Raw genomic sequence first — 21,418 nt, 5'->3', positions numbered from 1 at the left:
CCGGCTCTTCTTAGCCTGTGCTCTAGCGGTGAAGAAATCGAATGAAAAGAGTGCTTTTCGGTACATGGTTGAAATGAATGCCGGCCGGGCGCGCCTGGCTGCAGCAATTGCAGTGTGCGAAATGCGACTGGACCAAGCAAATTCTTGCCTTGAAACCGAAGCTTCGGGTTTCTAGGGTTTCGCCGCACCCACAAAGGAATCTCCATGCCCCGTTCTGTGATCGACGTGATCGGCAACACGCCCCTGATCCGCCTCAACAAGGCCTCGGAAGCAACCGGCTGCGAGATTCTGGGCAAGGCCGAATTCATGAATCCCGGGCAGTCGGTCAAGGACCGCGCCGGCCTGTTCATAATCCGCGATGCGGAACAGCGCGGGCTGCTGCGGCCCGGCGGCGTCATCGTCGAAGGGACGGCCGGAAATACCGGCATCGGATTGACACTGGTTGCCAAGGCGCTCGGCTACCGCACGGTGATCGTCATTCCCGATACCCAGAGCCAGGAGAAGAAGGATACGATCAAACTGCTCGGCGCCGAGCTGATCGAAGTGCCAGCCGTGCCCTACAAGAACCCGAACAACTACGTGAAGCTGTCGGGCCGGCTGGCCGAGCAAATGGCGAAGACCGAGCCGAACGGCGCGATCTGGGCCAACCAGTTCGACAATGTCGCCAACCGCGACGGCCATATCCGCACCACAGCCGAAGAAATCTGGAACCAGACCGGCGGCAAGGTGGATGGTTTCGTGTCGGCGGTCGGTTCCGGCGGCACGCTGGCAGGCGTTGGCTTCGGGCTGAAGGCCAAGAACAGCCAGGTCAAGATCGCACTGGCCGATCCGCTGGGGGCTGCGCTCTATTCCTTCTACACCAGCGGCGAGTTGAAATCCGAGGGCAGTTCGATCACCGAAGGCATCGGGCAGGGGCGGATCACCGCCAACCTCCAAGGCTTTACACCCGATTTTGCCTTCCAGATCCCCGACGAGGACGCACTGCCGATCGTATTCGACCTGATCCAGGAGGAGGGACTTTGCGTTGGCGGTTCGACCGGTATCAACATTGCCGGCGCCATTCGCCTGGCGCGCGAGCTAGGCCCCGGCCAAACCATCGTGACCATGCTTTGCGACTACGGCACGCGCTATCAGTCGAAGCTGTTCAATCCTGAATTCCTGCGCGAAAAGAAGCTGCCGGTGCCGGGCTGGATGGAGCAACGGAGCACGATTTCGGTGCCGTTCGAAAGGGTCGCGTGATGGCGCACAAGACCGAAGCGCTGTTTCGTGACGACGCCTATCTGGGGACGGCCGACGCCACCGTCGTCGCAGTCAACGATCGCGGCGGCATCATTCTGGACCGGACCGTGTTTTACGCCACATCGGGCGGGCAGCCGGGCGACACTGGCAGCCTCGAACGCACCGACGGCACCGGCATTGCGATTGCCGCTACGATCACCGGCGAAACCAAGGACGAGATCATCCATGTGCCGGCGCCGGAGCAGGCGGTTCCACGGTTGGGCGAGCGGATGAGGCTCGCCATCGACTGGCCGCGGCGGCAGCTGCTGATGCGGATGCACTCGGCCTGCCATCTGCTTACCGTCGTCTGTCCGTTCCCGATCACCGGTGCCGCGGTTTCCGAGGACGACAGCCGTATCGATTTCGACATCCCGGATGCCGGCTTCACCAAGGAAGACGTGACGGCCAGGCTGATGGAACTGGTGCGGGCCGACCACCCGATCTTCACCCGGCTGATCTCCGACGAGGAGCTGGCATCCAATCCAAGCCTGGTGAAATCCAAGAATGTGCGGCCGCCGGCCGGCACGGGAAAGATCAGGCTGGTCTGCATCGGCGAGAATGCTTCGGTCGACAGCCAGCCTTGCGGCGGTACCCATGTGAGGAGCACCGGCGAAATCGGCGAGATCCATATCGGCAAGATCGAGAAGAAGGGCCGCGAGAACCGGCGCTTCCGCATTCGCTTTGGCCCGATGCCGCCAGCCTGATATAGGACTGGGACAGGCGGGACAGGAGAGAAAAGATGGCCGACGACAGTCCTTTCACCATCGATGCCGATTGGTTGCAGAAGCGGCTCGGCGAGCCTGGGCTGACGATCGTCGACGCGTCCTGGTATCTGCCGGCGCAAAAGCGCGACGCGCGCGCCGAGTATGACGCAGCGCATATTCCAGGCGCCCGCTTCCTAGACCAGGATGCGGTTTCGCACCCCGACGCGGCTCTGCCTCACACGCTGCCGTCGCCGCAGCATTTTGCCCAATATGTCGGCGCGATGGGCATTTCGGCCGACGACACGATTGTTGTCTATGACGGGCCAGGGTTCTTTTCTGCACCGCGCGCCTGGTGGTTGTTTCGCGTTATGGGCGTGTTCCAGGTCTATATACTCGACGGCGGTTTCGATCGTTGGAAAGCCGCCGGACGGCCGGTGACGGCGGAGCCGACGAAGATCGCGCCTTGCGTGTTTTATGCCAACTTCGATGCCGCCCGCGTCGCCAGCCTTGCCGACATGCGCCGGATCGTCGAGACGGGGGAGAGCCAGATCGCCGACGCACGCTCGCCTGGCCGTTTTGCCGGCACCGAGCCGGAGCCGCGCCCCGGCATCCGCTCCGGCCACATGCCGGGCGCGCACAACGTGCCGTTTTCGGCGCTTTCGGAAAACGGCGAATTGCTGCCCAAGGACAGGCTGCGCAAAGTGATCGAGGAGGCCGGCATCGATCTGTCGAAGCCGGTCGTCACCTCCTGCGGTTCGGGGGTCACCGCGGCAGCCATCACGCTGGCCCTGGAGACGCTTGGCCATGCCGAAAACAGGCTTTACGACGGGTCATGGACGGAATGGGGTGGGCTTTCCGACACGCCCGTCGTGACGGGCAAGGACCGACGGTGATGAAAAACGGAGCGCTGGAAGACATCGACGTCACCGTGACATTTCTCGAAATGCATGTGCCGCCTGCCTATTCGCCGCCGCTGCCGTACAACCGCCAGATCGCGCTGCTCAAGACCAAAGACATTCCGCTGCATTTCTACCGCTATTTGATGGATCGGGTCGGCCGCAAATGGCACTGGGTCAACGTGCTGAGACTGAATGACGAGGAGCTTGCGGCGGGCATCCATCGCGAGGACCGCGACATCAGGGTGCTTTATCTCGACGGCGCGCCGGCCGGCTTCTTCGACCTCAAGCCGCATCTGCCGGAGGAAGTGGAACTCGCTTATTTCGGCATGATGGAGCACGCGACCGGGCAAGGCATTGGCCGCTGGTTCCTCGGTGCGGCAATCGCCGCAGCCTGGGCGCACGGACCCAAGCGGGTGACGGTGCAGACCTGCACCCTTGATCACCCAGCAGCCTTGCCGCTTTATCAAAAACTCGGCTTCACGCCGGTGGCGCAAAAAAAGGAGGTCGTACATCCGATGCCTTTTGCCGAGCGCGCGGCCAGCGTCATGCGGCCCTGATTTTCAGGCTCGTTCATCCAAGCTTCAGCTAGTCTTTGCCATCTTGTCGGCATCACAATGCGGCCGAGGGCCGAAGGAGAAAAGACATGCTGACCCGACGCACATTTGCCGCCGTGCTGGTTGCGGCACTCGCCATGCCGACCCTTGCCGTTGCCCAGGCGACCACGCCTTCGGCCGCCACGATCGAGCGCCAGCTTGAAGCCGCGCCCCGGGTGAAGCTGCGCCCGAATCAGCGCGTCACCATCCGCGAATTCAAGAAGCGGCCGGACTTGCGGCGCATGGTCCGCTCTATCGATATCCAGTCGATCAATTTCGCCTTCGGCTCGGCTGCCATTTCCGAATCGCAATACGCCAAGATCGAAAACATCGCCGATGCACTTCAGCGCGTTCTGCGGCGCGATCCGGGTGCCCGCGTGCTGATCGAAGGCCATACCGATGCTGTGGGCTCCTTCCAGTCGAATCAGATTTTGTCCGAACAACGTGCCGCCTCGCTGAAGCGCACCTTGCTGCGTGAATTCGGTGTGCCGGGCTATGCGCTCGAAACCGTCGGCTACGGCGAGGAGTTCCTGCTCGTGCAGACGCAGAATGAGAACTGGCGAAATCGCCGGGTGACGCTGCGCCGCTTCGACGACTTCATCCGTTAAAATGATCTAGCCGTTCAGGGTCTGGATCAATATTCAAAGGCGAGCCCGACTTGAATGAGCCGGGCTCTTTCCATATCGCTGTCGTCTAAAAACCGATGGTGATGGAGGATCGCACGATGGCAATTCGCGTGGTAATGGCCGGCGCGACCGGTTGGGTCGGCAAGGCGCTGGTTCCGGCGATCGGGGCGCAAGGTGACATGGCGCTGGCCGGGGCTGTGTCACGTAGCGGCGCGGGGCAGGATTCCGGCCTGCTGGTTGGCATGCCGGCTAATGGTATCTCCGTTTCGGCCTCGCTGGCCGAGGCGCTGGAGGCGCCGTCGGACGTACTGGTCGACTTCACCAAGCCACATGTCGTGAAAGACCATGTGCTGCTCGCCATCGACAAGGGACGGCACGCTGTGATCGGCACATCGGGACTGGGTGCTGCCGACTATGCCGACATCGACGCCGCGGCGCGCGCCCACGGCGTCGGCGTCGTTGCCGCCGGCAACTTTTCCATCACCGCTACGCTGATGAAGCGGTTTGCACTTATGGCGGCAAAATACGTGCCGGATGTCGAGGTCATCGATTATGCCAGTGCAAAGAAGCCCGACGCGCCCTCCGGTACCGCGCGGGAACTTGCTGAAGCGCTGGCCGACATCCGCAAGGCTTCGACGGCAAAGCCGGTCTCCGAGGTCTCCGGCGTGCCGGCTACACGCGGTGCTGCGGTCGGCACGGGCGAGGGTGTGCAAGTGCACGCCCTTCGCCTGCCGTCCTACATCCTGTCCTGCGAGGCGTTGTTCGGCCTGCCAGACGAGCGGCTGACTATCCGCCACGACGCCGGCTCGTCCGCGGCGCCTTACGTGGCGGGCACGCTGCTCGCCATCAGACGGGTACAGCAGATCAAGGGTCTGGTTCGCGGTCTCGACGCGCTGATGGACTGATCCATTTCGGCAGGAATCGGGTGGGAAGCTCTGTCTTGCGAGCATAATTTCCGGTCAACGACACCGGAGATTTAGCCATGACGCTGAAATTCAAAGCCTTGCCAACCGATGCGGTCCGCGCACTTCAGCGCGGCGGGCCTGATGCTTATGGCTTGAAGCCAGAGCGGAAGATTTCGGATGGCGACGGCGTGCCCTGCCGTCATTGCCTGAAGAATGTTGCTGCGGGAGAAGCCTATCTTGTTCTGGCCTATCGGCCTTTTCCGGAACTGCAGCCTTATGCCGAAACCGGGCCGATCTTTCTGCATGCGGAGGAATGCGAACGCGCCGCCGAGGGGAAAACGCCTCCCGATATGCTCGAAAGCGGCGAATACATCGTGCGCGGCTACGGCAAGGACGACCGCATCGTCTATGGCAGCGGCGGCGTCATTCCGACCGATGCCATCGCGGCACGGGCGGAGACGTTGTTCGAAAGCGACGACATTGCTTACGTCCACATCCGCTCGGCGCGCAACAATTGCTATCAGTGTCGGATAGACCGGGTGTAACCGGATAGGCTGCACCGGCTTGGGCTGTCGTACTCCCGTCGTATTCTTGCGATAGAGAGGGATGGTCGATCGATTTGCCGACCGCGGATGAACCGGCGGAAATCTCGACAACCGAGGAAGCGGGGCTTTGGCTCCGCTTTTTTGTTGTCGGGTTATTCCGCGCGCCCGACACTTTTCAGTTTTTCGACATAAGAAAAACCCGTCGGACGAAACCGACGGGCACTGGAGAGGCAGATTCGGACAGCTCAGGCCGCGAGAACGGCCTTCGGCTCGACCAGCTCATAGCCGAGTGCTTCGGCCACTGCGCGATTCGTGATCTTGCCCTTGTGGACGTTCAGCCCGTTGCGCAGATGGTGGTCGTCTACCAGCGCCTTGAGGCCCTTGTCGGCGAGCTGCAGGCCATAGTGCAGCGTCGCATTGTTGAGCGCGTGGGCCGATGTGACCGGCACCGCACCCGGCATGTTGGCGACGCAATAGTGGATGACGCCGTCGACCGCATAGGTCGGCTCGGCATGGGTGGTGGCGTGCGAGGTCTCGAAGCAGCCGCCCTGGTCGATGGCGACGTCGACCAGCGCGGCGCCTTTCTTCATGCCCGAGAGCATTTCGCGCGTCACCAGCTTGGGCGCGGCTGCCCCCGGGATCAGCACGGCGCCGACGACGATGTCAGCCGAAAAACATTCTTCCTCCAGCGCCTCGACGGTCGAGTAGCGGGTGTGGACGCGGCCGCCAAAGATATCGTCGAGCTGACGCAGGCGCGGGATCGAGCGGTCGATGATGGTGACGTCGGCGCCAAGCCCGGCAGCCATCCGTGCAGCATGCAGGCCGACGACGCCGCCACCGAGCACAGTGACCTTGCCGGGCAGCACGCCGGGCACGCCGCCAAGCAGCACACCGCGGCCGCCATTGGCCTTTTGCAGCGCCGTGGCCCCCGCCTGGATCGACAGGCGGCCGGCAACTTCCGACATCGGTGCCAAGAGCGGCAGGCCGCCGCGCTCGTCGGTTACGGTCTCGTAAGCTATTGCGGTGACGCCGGAGGCCAGCAGGCCCTTGGTCTGCTCCGGATCCGGGGCGAGATGCAGATAGGTGTAGAGGATCTGGCCGTCGCGGAGCTGAACCCATTCGTTGGGCTGCGGCTCCTTGACCTTCACGATCATGTCCGACTTGGCAAACACGTCGGCGGCCGTCTTGGCGATCGTGGCGCCGGCGGCGCGGTACGCGTTGTCGTCGGCTCCGATGCCGGCGCCGGCGCCGGTCTCGATCAGCACTTCATGGCCATGCGCGACATATTCGCGGACCGAGCCCGGTGTCAGGCCGACGCGGTATTCATGGTTCTTGATTTCCCGGGGGCAACCGACGCGCATCTTTTTTCTCCTGATCCGGCCCTTTTAGGGCCTGTTCCCTGTCTAGAGATAGTGAACCACGAATCGTTCGGTAAGTGTTTGCGAATGCGCTTGCCTAAGAGACTACTGTTCGATAATCGTTGCGCGAAACAGTAGAATTATCGCAGGAACCCGCAAAAATGCCGCTCGACAGGATTGATATCGCCATTCTCGAGACATTGCAGAAGGATGGGCGGATACCCAATGCAGCGCTCGCCGAAAAGGTCGGCCTGTCGCAGTCGGCCTGTTCGCGGCGGCTGGACAATCTGGAGAAATCCGGAACCATCCGCGGCTATCACGCCCGGCTGTCCAACGCTGCACTTGGGCACCAGATGACGGCGATCGTGCATATATCGCTGTCCGGGCAATTCGAGAAGACGTTGTCGGATTTCGAAGCAGCGATAAAGCGCTGCCCGAACGTCCTGTCCTGCCATCTAATGTCGGGCGAGTATGATTACATCCTGCGCATCGCGGCGAAGGATCTCGTCGACTACGAACGCATCCACAAGGAGTGGCTTTCGGCAATGCCGCATGTGACGAAGATCAATTCGTCCTTTGCCTTGCGCGAAATCGTCGATCGCACGGCCGTTGGAATGAAGCCTGAGCTAGCCTAGGCCCCGAACTCGCCTAAGCCCCGAACTCGCCTAGGCCCCAAACTCGCCTAAACGTTGAATGACTCGGTCACCACACGGTCCATCGGAATATCGTGCGGCTGCGGGTAGATGGTCACGATGCGCTGCAACTCGTAGCCGACGCCGATGACCAGCGGCTTGAACGGCATCGCGGCAAGCGTGCGATCGAAGAAGCCGCCGCCATAGCCCAAGCGAAAATGTCCGGGATCGATGCCGACGATCGGCGAAATGACGATGTCGGGCAGTACCGGATCGCCCTCGGCCGGTATCGGGATATTCCAGACGCCCTTCTCCAGCCGGTCTCCGTGGGTATAGGCGCGAAAGACAAGCGGCCGGTCTTTCTCCACAACGACGGGCAACGCCGTTCGGCCACCCCGCGTGTTAACGGTTTCCATCCACGGGCGCAGGTCCGGCTCGCCGCGAAACGGCCAGTAGAGGCTGACCATGCTTCCGGCGATGTCGCCGATCACCGCGTCGAGACCCTCGGCAATGCGCTGCGACATGGCTGTGCGCATGTCGGCGGAAACGGCAAGGCGGGATGCGATCAACCGCTCGCGCTCGGCCTTGCGCCAGCGCCTGACATCGGTCCATTCGGATAGCGGCGCTTGGAACTCCGGATCGAGCTCGTGCATAAAACAAGGCGGCGAGGCGTACTGCCCTGAGCCTTCATCTTCATCCTTAGCCATGATTCACCTGCAATATACTGTTCCGACCAAGCCCTATCCGGGACGTAGGCTATATCCGGGAATGAGTCTGCAGCATGCGTATTCACGACATCAGGCGACGAGTCCCAGGCAGGTGCAGCGCAGGCATTGCTGCACTGCACAAGGATACTTACATCAGCCTTGGCGAGAGGGATGAGTGAGATGAACACAGCCAACCATCACGTCGTCGTCGTAGGCGCCGGATTCGGCGGCCTCGAATTCACCCGCGCACTTACTGGCGCGCCGGTGCGCATCACCATGATCGATAGGCGCAATCATCACCTCTTTCAGCCGCTACTCTACCAGGTGGCGAGGACGGCGCTGGCAACCTCCGAAGTCGCCTGGCCGATCCGCCATCTCCTGCGCAAACGCAAGGACGTGACGACGCTGCTTGCGACCGTGACTGGCATCGACCGCACCGGCAAGCGCGTGCTGCTGCAGGATGGCGGAGCGGTCGCCTACGACACGCTGCTGCTGGCCACCGGTGCGCGGCACGCCTATTTCGGCCATGACGAATGGGAGCCGTTCGCGCCGGGCCTGAAGACGCTGGAGGACGCCACCACCATCCGACGGCGTATTCTTTTGGCTTTCGAGCAGGCCGAGCGGGAAACCGATCCCGCCAAGCGCCAGGCACTGCTGACGCTGGCGATCGTCGGCGGCGGGCCGACCGGCGTGGAATTGGCCGGCACGATTGCCGAACTGGCGCATGACACGATGCGCGGCGAGTTCCGCAACATCGACACGCGCGAGACGCGTGTGGTGCTGATTGAGGCCGGCGACCGCGTTCTTGCCAATTTCGCGCCGGAGCTCTCCGTTTATGCAATGAAGGCGCTCGAACGACTCGGCGTGACCGTCGAACTCGGCCGGGCGGTTACACGCTGCGATGCTGAGGGTGTCGTCTTCGGCGACAGGCATTTGCCGGCCAGGACAATTCTTTGGGCGGCGGGCGTCGCCGCTTCGCCGGCCGCCGAATGGCTCGGCACGGCAGCGGACCGCGCGGGCAGGGTGCTTGTCGAGCCCGACCTCACTGTGCCGGGAAACCCGGAGATTTTCGTCATCGGTGACGCAGCACACGTCCTGCGGCCGGATGGCCGGCTGGTGCCGGGCGTCGCGCCCGCCGCCAAGCAGCAGGGACGGCACGTCGCCGCGACGATCAAGGCCAGGCTCGCCGGCGAAACAACGGTACGTCCGTTCCGCTACAGGCATGACGGCGATTTGGCGACGATCGGCAAGCGCGCCGCGGCCATCGATTTCGGCTGGATCAAGCTCACCGGCCGGCTTGCCTGGTGGCTATGGGGCTTGGCGCATATCTACTTCCTGATCGGCTTCCGTAACCGGCTTGCGGTTTCCCTGAGCTGGCTATGGATCTACTTCACCGGTCAGCGCAGCGCGCGATTGATCACCCAGGGCGACGACGACAAGGGCTGATTGTTCGCTGCCGGACATTCATCAGCGCGTCACCTCCTCTTGATGGAATCGACTTCTGGACTCGGCTGGATTTCGGCGCGAAGCTTTGCTTCGGGCAGGACTTGTCACGTCGTGGAAGAAAGAGAAACGAATGTCCCAATTGCGCCACCTCGTCTCACGCCGCGATTTCCTCGCCGGCGTCGCCACCGGTGGAGCGCTGATCATGCTGCACCCGTTCTCCGCCCGGGCTCAAGCCAATCAGTCGCATCTGAGGATTATGGAGACGACCGACATCCACGTGAACGTGCTGCCTTACGATTACTACGCCGACAAAGCTAACGACACGATGGGGCTGTCGCGAACGGCATCATTGATTGAAGCCGTGCGCAAGGAAGCAACCAACGCGATGCTGATCGACAATGGCGACCTTTTGCAAGGCAACCCGATGGGCGACTACATCGCCTACGAGAGGGGCATGAAGGACGGCGATCTGCATCCGGTGATGAAGGGCATGAACCTGCTCGGCTACGAATGCTCGACGCTCGGCAACCACGAGTTCAACTACGGCCTGTCGTTCATGGACAAGGTGCTGGCCGGAGCCAATTTCCCGTTCGTCTGCGCGAATTTGATCCGCGGCACGGAGCTTGCCGCGAACCCGCGCGAAGACAAGCTTTATCTCAAACCTTACGTCATCCTCGACAGGAAGATCAAAGACGGGTCGGGCGCCGAGCAGCCGATCAGGATCGGCATCATCGGCTTCGTGCCGCCGCAGATCATGGTCTGGGACCTGAAAAATCTCGAGGGCAGCGTCAAGACGCGCGACATCGTCGAGGCGGCCAAGGCGTGGCTGCCGCAGATGAAGGAAGAAGGCGCCGACATCATCATTGCGCTCTCCCATTCCGGCATCGACGCGAAGCAAGGCGACATGATGGAGAATGCCTCCTTCTTCGTTGCCGGTGTCGAAGGTATCGATGCGGTGTTCACGGGCCACCAGCATCTGGTCTTCCCTGGTAAGAAGGACTTTCAGTCGCTGGAGGCCGTCGATACGGCGAAAGGCACGTTGCAAGGCAAGCCCGCCGTCATGGCCGGCTTCTGGGGCTCGCATATGGGGCTGATCGATCTGTTGCTGGAGCGCGACGGATCGACATGGAAAATCGTCTCGGCGACCTCTGAGGCCAGGCCTATCTTTGAGCGGGCCGACAAGACGAACAAGCCGACCGTCGCTGACGACCAGCGCATCGTCGACGCGCTCAAACAGGACCACGAGGCGACGCTTGCCTATGTGCGTCGGCCGGTCGGCAAAACCTCGGCGCCGCTTTATTCCTATTTTGCGCTGGTCGCCGACGATCCATCGGTGCAGATCGTGAGCCAGGCGCAGACCTGGTACTTGAAGGACATCCTGAAGAACACCGAGTGGAAGGATATGCCGCTGCTGTCGGCGGCGGCACCGTTCAAGGCGGGCGGGCGCAACGGCGCCGACTATTACACCGACGTGCCGGTAGGCGATATCGCCATAAAGAACGTCGCCGACCTCTATCTCTATCCAAACATGATGCGCGCCGTCGAAATCACGGGGGCAGAGGTGAAGGAATGGCTGGAAATGTCGGCCGGCATCTTCAACCGGATCGAGCCGGGCAAAGCTGACCAGGCGCTCATCAACACCGACTTCCCGTCTTATAATTTCGACGTGATCGACGGCGTCACCTACCGGATCGACCTGTCGCAGCCACCGAAATATGATTCGAAGGGCGGGCTGGTGAACGCCGGCTCGAACCGCATCATTGACTTGATGTTCGACGGCAAACCAATTGATCCCATGCGGAAATTCGTCGTCGCAACCAACAACTACCGGGCCGGCGGCGGCGGCAATTTCCCGGAGATCAATGCCTCGAAGATCATCTACGAAGCGCCCGACACCAACCGCGACGTGATCGTGCGCTATATCGTCAGCAAAGGCACCATCAACCCGTCGGCGGATGCCAACTGGTCGTTTGTGCCGCTGCCGGAAACCAGCGTCGTGTTCCAGACCGGCGCCAAGGCGAGAGAGTTTATTGCGCAAGTGAAGTCGCTGAAGATCGAGCCGGCGGGCGAGGGCGAAGCGGGGTTTTCCAAGTACCGCATCACTCTTTGAGGCGAGGATTTGAGCGTCGGCTCGAAACTGTCTCAGCGTTAAGATACTGTCCCGATACGGCCGATCCGTTTGAGGCAGGCAGCCTCTTCAGGCAGGTGGTGCGAAACGCCGCTTGACGGCAGGCATGACCAGATCCAGCGCATCCGTCGAAATCCCACCGGAATAATCGTCCGGCAGTTGGTCGATTGAGGCGGGGTCGTCGAGGCCTTGTGAAAAGCCGCCGCCGGAATAGGGACCGAGCAGGTAGACGCGGCTGCCGACGCTGTCCATACGGTCGAGAAAACGGCCGGGCCAGCCCCACATCCACTTTGCGACATTGACGGGGATGAGCAAGGTGCCCTGGCGGCAGGCATCCGGAACGTAGCCACTCCAGCCGAGCGCAGCATAGCGAAGAATGCAGCGCGTCAGGGACGCGCGGCTCTGTGTGTGCATGTCCGGCAACGCTGCCTTCACTGCTTCTATAGGCCTGTCGCCGCCATAGACCGTCAGATTGGCGCGCTCGGCCGGCGTCAATGTGGCGAGCCAGGCGGCCAGCATCTCGCCTTCCTTGGGATCGTTGCTTTTGATGTTGATATTGAAACGCCGGTTCGGGAAGCGCTGCAAGACTTCATCCAGCGACGGCATGATGCCGACACCCTTGCCGCGAAACGGAAAGGTCTTGCCGCCATCGGCAGTGTAGCCATAACCGATATCGAGCGTCTTCAATTCGGACATCGCATGGCGGCGCGTTTCTCCCTTGCCGTTGGTACGACAATCCAGCGTCCAGTCGTGGAAGACGGCGAACGTGCCGTCCGTAGTGGGATGGACATCGAGTTCGAGCGCGTCCGCACCGAGCGCGAAGGCGGCTTCCATCGAGGGAATCGTGTTTTCGAGGAAGGAATGGCGCGGCGTCAGCATGCGATCGGCCGTGCATGTTTCCGATCCGAGGTTCGTACGGTCGAAATCCTGAGCCAGGCCGCGATGGGCAAGCACCGAAGGGGTGCCGGCCGGCCGGCTCGACAGCAGCGAGGTGTTGTTGAGCCAGATGCCGCCTGCAGCGACAAGAATTGCAATGAGGGAGATCGTCCGTTTGCGCATGGTATGATTCCTGAAGCGGTCGTCGAAGCCGAGCGGGGTTATCTTTCCAAGCCGCCGGCAGCGGTATCGCCAGTTTGGCCAGCAAGCATTGCGGCAGACAGACCAAAGGCCGTTAAAATTCGGGAAGGGTCCCAGCAGGGCCGGAATCACTATGGTTGCAACCACCCATATGCGCTAGTTTTAGCCATGCGTTATGTCATCGTCATCACGGCCGTCACCTTTTTCCTGATCTGGGACGGCATTTACAACCAAGGCCGCTACCTCGACAGGACCATCAGGGAGGTGACGCGCGTCGTGCACTATGTAACCAGTATGGTGTAGTTTCTCTTCTTCGCCACGGTTCGCCGACGCGACATCCTGCCGATTGACGGCACGCTCCCGCTGACACAAAAGAACGCCGGTCCAACGGTCGAGGAGGCTGGGTTGATCCGGCATATCGTTTTCTTCAGCGCGCGGCGTAAAGTGGACGTCGAGGCAGTGCGTACGGGTCTGCTGGCGCTTGGCAAGATACCTCACTCGCGCCGTTTCGAGGTGACGCTCAACACCAAGGTCGATCCGCTCTCGGACGAAATCGATGTGGTCGTCTACGCCGAGTTCGAAGACGAGGCAGCGCTCGCCGCCTACAAGGCGCATCCGCTCTATGCAGAGACCACCAGCCGGGTAAAACCGCTGCGCGAATTGCGTTATTCGGCCGATATCGTCGCAAGTTGACCGCCCCCAAGGCAGATTTCACGTCGCGGAGCGGGGCCGCGCCGCAGCCCGATTCATTCCGTCTGAGCCGCGGAGGTCTCGGTCGGATCGACGCCCGGCCGCTTTGGCGCGTTCCAGATCAGCACGGCGATAACTGCTATCGCAATAACGGCCAGGGCAATGAAAAGGTCTCTTCCCCTGGCAATGAGCTAGGATGATTTTTGACGGCGGCAAGTCGGCTCCTCGCGGCCGGGCACTGCGATCGCCGCCGAGGTGCCGGCTAAGCCCTTGAACCATTTTCAGGAATGAGGCACACCGCGCGGGACATGACCGAGAACACCCCCGCAAGCCCTCATCCGCTCGATCACCTGGTGTTGCCGACCGCGAGCCTCGATGTTGCGCGGGCGCGCTTGACCTTGCTCGGCTTTACCGTTGCGCCGACGGGTATCCATCCCTTCGGAACCGAAAACTGTTGTGTCTTCCTCACCGACGGTACCTATCTCGAGCCGCTCGCGGTCGCCGACCGACAGGCCGTGGCAACGGCGATCGCGAACCGCAATGTCTTTGTCGCGCGGGATCACACCTATCGCGAAAGAAACGGTGATGAAGGATTTTCTGCCGTGGTGCTGGGCACCGAAAGCGCCGTCGCGGACCACGCGCGCTTCATCGAAGCCGGACTGTCGGCGGGAGACATGCTCAGCTTTTCGCGCGCCTTCGCTGATGCGACAGGAAAGAGCGACACCGCATCATTCAAGCTTGCCTTCGCGGCTCTAGGCAAGGCAACGGACGCTTTTCTCTTCGCCTGCGAACGGATCAATGCGCCGAAGGTCGACCGCACCGCTTTGCAGGCCCACGCTAATGGCGCAACCGGCATTGTCGAAGTCGTGGCAGTCAGCCGCGAACCTTCCGAACAAGGCCATGTGATTTCGATCGCAGCCGGGATGGAGGCGCAGAGCGGCACTGTCTATAAGCGGCCGAATGCCGCTGTGACCGTTCTGGATCCTGCAGCCTTTGCGGCACGCTTCGGCATTCCCGCCGGCGCGCCGTCTGAACTCCGCTTTGCTGGGATCGTCTTTTCGATTAGGCACTGCGACACCGTCGCAAAGCTGCTTGCAGCCAATTCCGTCAAACACGACATACGCGGCGGTGATATCATCGTGCCGCCGGCGCCAGGGCAGGGCGCGGCCTTCATTTTCCGGGAGATCGCATGAACAAGCTCAATCCTCTGATGCCAAATTCTCCCGTTGCGATCGGAAAGGTCATTTTCGGCAACAGCGCGCCCCTATCGCTGATCGCCGGTCCATGCCAGCTGGAATCGCGGCAGCACGCTTTCGACATGGCCGGTGCGCTGAAGGAATTGACCGAACGGCTCGGCATCGGGCTCGTCTACAAGACCAGCTACGACAAGGCCAATCGCACCTCGCTTGGCGGCACGCGCGGTGCGGGACTTGAAGCGGCAATGCCGATCTTCGACGATTTGCGCAAGAATTTTTCGCTGCCGATCCTGACCGACGTCCACACTGAGGAACAATGCGCGATCGTCGCGCCGCATGTCGACATTCTGCAGATTCCTGCCTTCCTCAGCCGGCAGACCGATTTGCTGATTGCTGCGGCAAGAACCGGCAAGGTGGTCAATGTAAAGAAGGGCCAATTCCTCGCGCCATGGGACATGAAGAACGTCGTCGCCAAGATCACCGGCTCCGGCAACGCCAATGTCTTGGTGACCGAGCGCGGCGCATCCTTTGGTTACAACACCTTGGTGTCCGACATGAGGGCGCTGCCGATCATGGCCGAGATCGGCGCGCCGGTCATTTTCGATGCCACTCATTCGGTGCAGCAGCCGGGCGGGCAGGGCGGTTCGTCTGGGGGCGACCGGCGCTTTGTCGAGACGCTGGCGCGCGCGGCTGTCGCGGTTGGCGTCGCCGGCGTCTTCATCGAGACGCACCAGGACCCCGACAACGCGCCTTCCGACGGCCCCAACATGGTGCCGCTAAAGGATCTTCCCGCATTGCTTGAACGGCTGATGGCGTTCGATCGCATCGCCAAGAGCGTGGGTTGAACCAGCAGTTGCGCCACAGCAGCGTCGCCAAGAAAACTTTGAAGAATTTCGAACCTGTCTGGAACCTTAGCCCGCGGCCCTCATTGTCAAAATCTAATGTCAACGACGACGAGGAGCACACCATGACGACCCAGACGGGACACACCGAAGCCATTGCCGCTTCGCGGGTTATCGGCACATCGGTCTACAACACGGAAGGCACTCATATCGGCGACATTGAGGACGTCATGCTCGACAAATTGTCGAACGGAATCATGTTCGCCGTGATCGGTTTTGGCGGATTTCTCGGCATTGGCGAGAAATACCACGCCATTCCGTGGGCGAGCCTTGATTATGATGAGAACAGGGGTGGCTATGTCGTGCCGTTCACCAAAGACCAGCTGATGGCCGCTCCTTCCTACTCGATCAACGAGCTGACCGGCGCCGACGGCGAGGCTGCACGTGACGCCTCATACAACTACTACAAGGTCGAGCCTTACTGGCACTGACTAAGTCTCCTGGAATCAAAAAGGCCCCCGGGAAATCGGGGGCCTTTCGATGTGGCGGGATGCTACTGCGCAATTTGCAGGGCCGGCAAAGGCGACGATCCCTGCGGGGGTTGCTGATTGTCGCACGACGTCAGGAACGCAGCCGCAATCAGGAACAAACTCACAATACCGCTCAACTGGGACATGGCGAAACTCCTCCTGTTTCGCCCCGCGCGACAACAGCCATAAACCAGAAACCGGCATGCCGCGCATGACAAATGATGACAGCGCTTTGTGCTTCGTGAATCCCAAGAGCGGCAATGGGCGCACGGGCAATATTTGCAAGTGCCCCGATTGCGTTTTGCAGCGCTTTGGCTAAGAGGTGCGCGACGCTTCAATCGATCAATCGGGGACATCGCAATGACGGCCATCATCGACATTGTCGGGCGTGAAATCCTGGACAGCCGCGGAAATCCGACCGTCGAGGTCGACGTCGTGCTCGAAGACGGCTCAATGGGCCGCGCCGCGGTGCCGTCCGGCGCATCGACCGGCGCGCATGAGGCGGTCGAACTGCGCGACGGCGGCCCCCGCTATCTCGGCAAGGGCGTGCTCAGGGCGGTTGAGGCAGTGAACGGCGAGCTGTTCGAGGCGATCGGCGGCATGGAGGCCGAGAATCAGATCCACATCGACCAAACCATGATCGAGCTCGATGGTACGCCCAACAAGAGCCGGCTCGGCGCCAATGCCATTCTCGGTGTGTCGCTGGCCGTGGCCAAGGCCGCGGCCGAAGCGGCCGGCCTGCCGCTCTACCGTTATGTCGGCGGCACCAAGGCGCATGTGCTGCCGGTGCCGATGATGAACATCATCAACGGCGGTGCGCATGCCGACAACCCGATCGATTTCCAGGAATTCATGATTCTGCCGATCGGCGCGCCGACGCTGCGCGATGGCGTGCGCTGGGGCTCGGAGATATTCCACACGCTGCGGAAGAGGCTGAAGGATGCCGGCCATAACACCAATGTCGGCGACGAGGGCGGCTTTGCCCCCAACCTGAAAAGCGCGCCGGCCGCGCTCGACTTCATCATGGAATCGATCGAGAAGGCCGGCTTCAGGCCAGGCGAGGAGGTCGCACTCGGACTCGACTGCGCGGCGACCGAGTTCTTCAAGGACGGCAACTACGTCTATGAAGGCGAGAAGAAGACCCGCGACCCGAAGGCGCAAGCCAAATATCTGGCCAAGCTCGCTGCCGACTACCCGATCATCACCATCGAGGACGGCCTGGCCGAGGACGACTGGGACGGCTGGAAAATGCTGACCGACCTCATCGGCAAGCAAACGCAGCTGGTTGGCGACGATCTGTTCGTCACCAACACGGCGCGGTTGCGCGACGGCATCCGCATGGGTGTCGCCAATTCGATCCTGGTCAAGGTCAACCAGATCGGCTCGCTTACCGAAACGCTCGACGCCGTCGAGACCGCGCACAAGGCCGGCTATACCGCGGTGATGTCGCACCGCTCGGGCGAGACCGAGGATTCGACCATCGCCGACCTCGCCGTTGCCACCAATTGCGGGCAGATCAAGACTGGCTCGCTGTCACGCTCGGACCGCATGGCCAAGTACAACCAGCTCATCCGCATCGAAGAGGAGCTCGGCAAGCAGGCGCGGTATGCCGGCAAGTCGATCGTTAAAAGCTGATTTTCGACAGAAAATCCGAGCGAGCGAGGGCGGGGACATTCCCGCCCTTTTGCTTTCAGGGCTCCGAATCCAGCAATCCGTAACCGTCCATTAAGCACAATCGGGCGACAAAGGCGGCGCAGAGGATTCGGACCATGTGGACACGCCAGCACAAGCAAAGAAACACCGGCCGGCTGATCATCCCCTCGCTCTGCGTGGTGTTCCTGACCTATTTCGGCTTCCATGCCTATCATGGCGAGTTCGGCATCTATTCCAAGTATCGGCTCGAAGCCGAGACTGTCGCATTGCAGGGCAGGCTTGATGCCGTCAAGGCACGCCGGATCGACCTGGAGCGCCGCGTCCAGCTGATGCATGAGGGCACGCTCGAGAAGGACATGCTGGACGAGCAGGCGCGCAAGGCGCTCAATCTGTCCCATGCCGACGAGATCACCATCATGCTGCCGGTCGCAAGATAACGCAATTTCAGTTAATCGGCGATATTTGCAATGATTTTAGGCGCTTAGATGCATGACAGCCATGCGTTTTCGGCATGGCGAAAGCCTTCCCTGCATGTTAGCCTGCCTCAAATCGGTGGGAGAACTGATCTCCCTCGCTGTCCGCCAAGAGACGCCAACAGGGAGTGATGCATGGCCACCGCCGCCAGAAAAGCGCCTGCCAAATCCAAATCCGACGGCAAAACGATGGGCCTTTCCACCCCAAAGCCTGTTGAATTCACCAAAGACCAGGAGCTTGCCGCCTACCGGCACATGCTGCTCATCCGCCGCTTCGAGGAAAAGGCCGGCCAGCTTTACGGCATGGGCTTCATCGGCGGTTTCTGCCATCTCTACATCGGCCAGGAGGCGGTCGTTACCGGCATGAAGATGGCGCTGATCGATGGCGACCAGATGATCACCGCCTATCGCGACCATGGCCATATGCTGGCCATGGAGTTGTCGCCGCGCGGCGTCATGGCCGAACTGACCGGGCGCCGTAGCGGCCTGTCGAGAGGCAAGGGCGGCTCCATGCACATGTTCTCCAAGGAGAAGCATTTTTACGGCGGCCACGGCATCGTCGGCGCGCAAGTGTCGCTCGGCACCGGCATTGCCTTCGCCAACCGCTATCGCGGCAACAACAATATGACGCTGACCTATTTCGGCGATGGCGCCGCGAATCAGGGCCAGGTCTACGAAAGCTTCAATATGGCCTCGCTATGGAAGCTTCCGGTGGTCTACATCATCGAGAACAACCGCTACGCCATGGGCACCTCGGTCTCGCGCTCGTCGGCCGAGACGGATTTTTCGCATCGCGGCGCCTCCTTCAAGATTCCAGGCATCCAGGTCGACGGCATGGATGTGCGCGCCGTCAAGGCCGCCGGCGACCTCGCCGCCGAATGGTGCCGCGCCGGCAACGGGCCGCTCATTCTCGAAATGCAGACCTACCGCTACCGCGGCCATTCGATGTCGGATCCAGCAAAATACCGCTCCAAGGAAGAAGTGCAGAAAATGCGCTCCGAACGTGACCCGATCGAACAGGTCAAGGCACGGTTGCTCGACAAGAAATGGGCAAGCGAGGACGAGCTCAAGGCCATCGACAAGGAAGTCCGCGACGTTGTCGCCGACGCTGCAGAATTTGCCCAGAACGACGCGGAGCCGGATCCGTCCGAGCTCTGGACCGATATCGTACTTTAACGAGAGGGCAAGGACATGCCGATCGAAATTCTCATGCCCGCCCTCTCGCCGACCATGGAAGAGGGTAATGTTTCCAAGTGGTTGAAGAAAGAAGGCGACAAAGTCGCAGCCGGTGACGCCATTGCCGAGATCGAAACCGACAAGGCAACGATGGAAGTCGAAGCCGTCGATGAAGGCACACTTGCCAAGATCGTGGTTCCTGCCGGCACCGAAGGCGTCAAGGTCAACACGCTGATCGCTGTGCTGGCCCTCGATGGCGAAGACATCGACGAGGCGGGCGAAGGCATTGGCGAGGAGGCTGTCGAGTCGCAAGCGGCAGCGCCCGCGGCTGCTCCGGCCCCCGCGGCTGCTCCGGCCCCCGCTGCTGCTCCGGCCAAGAGCGAAGCGGCAACACCTGTTGCCGCCGCGCCCAAGCTGGAAATTGCCGCCGATCCGGACATCCCGGCCGGCACCGAAATGGTCTCGACCACGGTGCGTGAAGCGTTGCGCGACGCAATGGCGGAGGAAATGCGCCGCGACGGCGACGTCTTCGTCATGGGCGAGGAAGTCGCCGAGTACCAGGGCGCCTACAAGATCACACAAGGCCTGTTGCAGGAATTCGGTCCGAGACGCGTGGTCGACACGCCGATCACCGAGCACGGCTTTGCCGGCGTTGGTGTTGGCGCGGCGATGGCCGGCCTGAAGCCGATCGTCGAATTCATGACCTTCAACTTCGCCATGCAGGCGATCGACCAGATCATCAATTCAGCCGCCAAGACGCTCTACATGTCCGGCGGCCAGATGGGCGCCCCGATCGTCTTTCGCGGCCCGAACGGCGCTGCTGCCCGCGTCGCCGCGCAGCATTCGCAGTGCTATGCCGCCTGGTACAGCCATATTCCTGGATTGAAGGTGGTGATGCCTTATACCGCCGCCGACGCCAAGGGTCTGCTCAAGGCGGCGATCCGCGATCCGAACCCGGTCATCTTCCTCGAAAACGAAATCCTTTACGGCCACTCCTTCGACGTGCCGAAGATGGACGATTTCGTGTTGCCGATCGGCAAGGCGCGCATTCACAAATCCGGCAAGGACGTGACCATCGTCTCGTTCGGCATCGGCATGACCTACGCGATCAAGGCGGAGGCGGAGTTGCGCGGCATGGGCATCGATGCCGAGATCATCGACTTGCGCACTATCCGCCCGCTCGACTTCGACACGATCATCGCCTCGGTCAAAAAGACCAATCGCCTGGTGGTGGTCGAGGAAGGCTTTCCGCAGAACTCGGTCGGCGACCATATCGCCAATCAGGTCTCACAGCGCGCCTTCGATTTCCTCGACGCACCGGTCATTACCATTGCCGGCAAGGACGTGCCGATGCCCTATGCGGCGAACCTCGAAAAGCTGGCGCTGCCCAATGTCGGCGAGGTCGTCGAGGCGGTCAAAGCCGTCACGTATCGCTGAGCAGGGCGGGAGGACAAAATGCCGATCAACATCACCATGCCGGCGCTGTCGCCCACGATGGAAGAGGGCAATCTTTCCAAGTGGTTGGTCAAGGAAGGCGACAAGGTTTCGCCGGGCGACGTGATTGCCGAAATCGAGACCGACAAGGCAACGATGGAAGTCGAAGCCGTCGACGAAGGCACGGTTGCCAAGCTGGTGGTTCCGGCCGGCACTGAAGGCGTCAAGGTCAATGCGCTGATCGCGGTGCTGGCGGCGGAGGGCGAGGATGCTGCTTCTGCCGCCAAAAGCGGTGATGGCGCTGCGCCGGCAAAGGCTGAGGCGAAGCAGGAAAAAGCGCCAATCTCCCCACCCGTGGGGGAGATGTCGACGAAGTCGACAGAGGGGGGCGCTGTCCCTCCTGCCGCAGGGAGCGAGGCGCCCCCCCAAGGCCGGCCCCCCAAAAAACCCCCACCGGGGGGGATAAACCCAAAACCCAACGCCCGCCACATACCCACCCCCCAGGCCCCCCCCCACCACCACGAAG

The 21,418-nt window shown here is 61.6% G+C and carries 23 protein-coding genes; 20 read left to right on the top strand and 3 right to left on the bottom strand.

Annotation, left to right across the window (positions count from 1 at the left end; all coding sequences use genetic code 11):
• Nucleotides 1-204 precede the first annotated feature (204 nt).
• The 7 genes from NKH05_RS30055 to NKH05_RS30025 all read left to right on the top strand — a co-directional run bounded on the left by NKH05_RS30055 (nt 205) and on the right by NKH05_RS30025 (nt 5,550).
• Nucleotides 205-1,239: a cysteine synthase A gene (locus NKH05_RS30055; protein WP_023717544.1), complete on the top strand. Its 1,035-nt coding sequence runs from the start codon at nt 205-207 to the stop codon at nt 1,237-1,239.
• Complete coding sequence (locus NKH05_RS30050; RefSeq protein WP_352496515.1) at nt 1,239-1,982, top strand: alanyl-tRNA editing protein; 744 nt, start codon at nt 1,239-1,241, stop codon at nt 1,980-1,982. Before NKH05_RS30055 ends, NKH05_RS30050 begins: the two co-directional genes overlap by 1 nt.
• Nucleotides 1,983-2,017: 35 nt before the next feature.
• Nucleotides 2,018-2,875, top strand: a complete 858-nt coding sequence (gene sseA, locus NKH05_RS30045) for a 3-mercaptopyruvate sulfurtransferase (protein ID WP_352858123.1) — start codon at nt 2,018-2,020, stop codon at nt 2,873-2,875.
• The gene (locus tag NKH05_RS30040; RefSeq protein WP_023717547.1) at nt 2,875-3,438 is read left to right on the top strand and encodes a GNAT family N-acetyltransferase; all 564 of its coding nucleotides are present in this window, start codon (nt 2,875-2,877) and stop codon (nt 3,436-3,438) included. The genes sseA and NKH05_RS30040 overlap by 1 nt, the downstream gene beginning before the upstream one ends.
• An 86-nt stretch (nt 3,439-3,524) precedes the next feature.
• Nucleotides 3,525-4,082: an OmpA family protein gene (locus NKH05_RS30035; RefSeq protein ID WP_352847999.1), complete on the top strand. Its 558-nt coding sequence runs from the start codon at nt 3,525-3,527 to the stop codon at nt 4,080-4,082.
• Nucleotides 4,083-4,198: 116 nt separating this feature from the next.
• Nucleotides 4,199-5,005, top strand: coding sequence for a 4-hydroxy-tetrahydrodipicolinate reductase (gene dapB / locus NKH05_RS30030; RefSeq protein WP_352496512.1), 807 nt, complete (start codon nt 4,199-4,201; stop codon nt 5,003-5,005).
• Between the two features lie 77 nt (nt 5,006-5,082).
• Nucleotides 5,083-5,550 (top strand): DUF1203 domain-containing protein, encoded by a 468-nt coding sequence (locus NKH05_RS30025; RefSeq protein ID WP_352496511.1) that lies wholly within the window; start codon nt 5,083-5,085, stop codon nt 5,548-5,550.
• Between the two features lie 245 nt (nt 5,551-5,795).
• Here the strand turns inward: NKH05_RS30025 and ald are convergent, their stop codons facing one another.
• A complete protein-coding gene (ald, locus tag NKH05_RS30020) occupies nt 5,796-6,911 on the bottom strand; it encodes an alanine dehydrogenase (RefSeq protein ID WP_352858121.1) in 1,116 nt (371 codons plus the stop codon).
• A 158-nt stretch (nt 6,912-7,069) separates the two neighbouring features.
• On the opposite strand from ald, the gene NKH05_RS30015 reads away from it, so the two are divergent.
• Nucleotides 7,070-7,543, top strand: a complete 474-nt coding sequence (locus NKH05_RS30015) for an Lrp/AsnC family transcriptional regulator (protein WP_023675099.1) — start codon at nt 7,070-7,072, stop codon at nt 7,541-7,543.
• Between the two features lie 47 nt (nt 7,544-7,590).
• On the opposite strand, the gene NKH05_RS30010 is transcribed toward NKH05_RS30015, so the two are convergent.
• On the bottom strand, nt 7,591-8,247 hold the full coding sequence (locus tag NKH05_RS30010; RefSeq protein ID WP_352496509.1) for a 5-formyltetrahydrofolate cyclo-ligase: 657 nt from the start codon (nt 8,245-8,247) through the stop codon (nt 7,591-7,593).
• 180 nt (nt 8,248-8,427) lie between these two features.
• On the opposite strand from NKH05_RS30010, the gene NKH05_RS30005 reads away from it, so the two are divergent.
• Nucleotides 8,428-9,693, top strand: coding sequence for an NAD(P)/FAD-dependent oxidoreductase (locus tag NKH05_RS30005; protein WP_353026779.1), 1,266 nt, complete (start codon nt 8,428-8,430; stop codon nt 9,691-9,693).
• Between the two features lie 130 nt (nt 9,694-9,823).
• Nucleotides 9,824-11,803: a bifunctional 2',3'-cyclic-nucleotide 2'-phosphodiesterase/3'-nucleotidase gene (locus NKH05_RS30000; protein WP_353026777.1), complete on the top strand. Its 1,980-nt coding sequence runs from the start codon at nt 9,824-9,826 to the stop codon at nt 11,801-11,803.
• 87 nt (nt 11,804-11,890) lie between these two features.
• Here the strand turns inward: NKH05_RS30000 and NKH05_RS29995 are convergent, their stop codons facing one another.
• Nucleotides 11,891-12,880 (bottom strand): glycerophosphodiester phosphodiesterase family protein, encoded by a 990-nt coding sequence (locus tag NKH05_RS29995; RefSeq protein ID WP_352496506.1) that lies wholly within the window; start codon nt 12,878-12,880, stop codon nt 11,891-11,893.
• Nucleotides 12,881-13,066: 186 nt separating this feature from the next.
• On the opposite strand from NKH05_RS29995, the gene NKH05_RS29990 reads away from it, so the two are divergent.
• The 10 genes from NKH05_RS29990 to NKH05_RS29945 all read left to right on the top strand — a co-directional run.
• Complete coding sequence (locus NKH05_RS29990) at nt 13,067-13,201, top strand: hypothetical protein (RefSeq protein WP_352482532.1); 135 nt, start codon at nt 13,067-13,069, stop codon at nt 13,199-13,201.
• 102 nt (nt 13,202-13,303) lie between these two features.
• Nucleotides 13,304-13,591, top strand: a complete 288-nt coding sequence (locus NKH05_RS29985) for a Dabb family protein (protein WP_023717556.1) — start codon at nt 13,304-13,306, stop codon at nt 13,589-13,591.
• Between the two features lie 305 nt (nt 13,592-13,896).
• Nucleotides 13,897-14,781: a VOC family protein gene (locus NKH05_RS29980; protein ID WP_352482533.1), complete on the top strand. Its 885-nt coding sequence runs from the start codon at nt 13,897-13,899 to the stop codon at nt 14,779-14,781.
• Nucleotides 14,778-15,629, top strand: coding sequence for a 3-deoxy-8-phosphooctulonate synthase (kdsA, locus tag NKH05_RS29975; protein ID WP_352482534.1), 852 nt, complete (start codon nt 14,778-14,780; stop codon nt 15,627-15,629). The genes NKH05_RS29980 and kdsA overlap by 4 nt, the downstream gene beginning before the upstream one ends.
• A 122-nt stretch (nt 15,630-15,751) precedes the next feature.
• Complete coding sequence (locus tag NKH05_RS29970; RefSeq protein ID WP_023717559.1) at nt 15,752-16,117, top strand: PRC-barrel domain-containing protein; 366 nt, start codon at nt 15,752-15,754, stop codon at nt 16,115-16,117.
• 399 nt (nt 16,118-16,516) lie between these two features.
• A complete protein-coding gene (gene eno, locus NKH05_RS29965) occupies nt 16,517-17,791 on the top strand; it encodes a phosphopyruvate hydratase (protein ID WP_023717560.1) in 1,275 nt (424 codons plus the stop codon).
• 134 nt (nt 17,792-17,925) lie between these two features.
• On the top strand, nt 17,926-18,246 hold the full coding sequence (locus tag NKH05_RS29960; RefSeq protein WP_352482536.1) for an FtsB family cell division protein: 321 nt from the start codon (nt 17,926-17,928) through the stop codon (nt 18,244-18,246).
• A 171-nt stretch (nt 18,247-18,417) separates the two neighbouring features.
• Nucleotides 18,418-19,458: a pyruvate dehydrogenase (acetyl-transferring) E1 component subunit alpha gene (gene pdhA / locus NKH05_RS29955; RefSeq protein ID WP_502895946.1), complete on the top strand. Its 1,041-nt coding sequence runs from the start codon at nt 18,418-18,420 to the stop codon at nt 19,456-19,458.
• Nucleotides 19,459-19,473: 15 nt separating this feature from the next.
• Nucleotides 19,474-20,895, top strand: coding sequence for a pyruvate dehydrogenase complex E1 component subunit beta (locus NKH05_RS29950; RefSeq protein ID WP_352482537.1), 1,422 nt, complete (start codon nt 19,474-19,476; stop codon nt 20,893-20,895).
• An 18-nt stretch (nt 20,896-20,913) separates the two neighbouring features.
• Nucleotides 20,914-21,418, top strand: a 505-nt coding sequence (locus tag NKH05_RS29945) for a biotin/lipoyl-containing protein (protein WP_353026773.1), incomplete at its 3' end; no start/stop codon positions are given.

The organism is Mesorhizobium sp. M1399 (assembly GCF_040317735.1).
Taxonomy (GTDB): Bacteria; Pseudomonadota; Alphaproteobacteria; order Rhizobiales; family Rhizobiaceae; genus Mesorhizobium.
The sequence above is the reverse complement of the archived record's forward strand: the minus strand, read 5'-3'. Positions and strand labels throughout refer to the sequence as shown.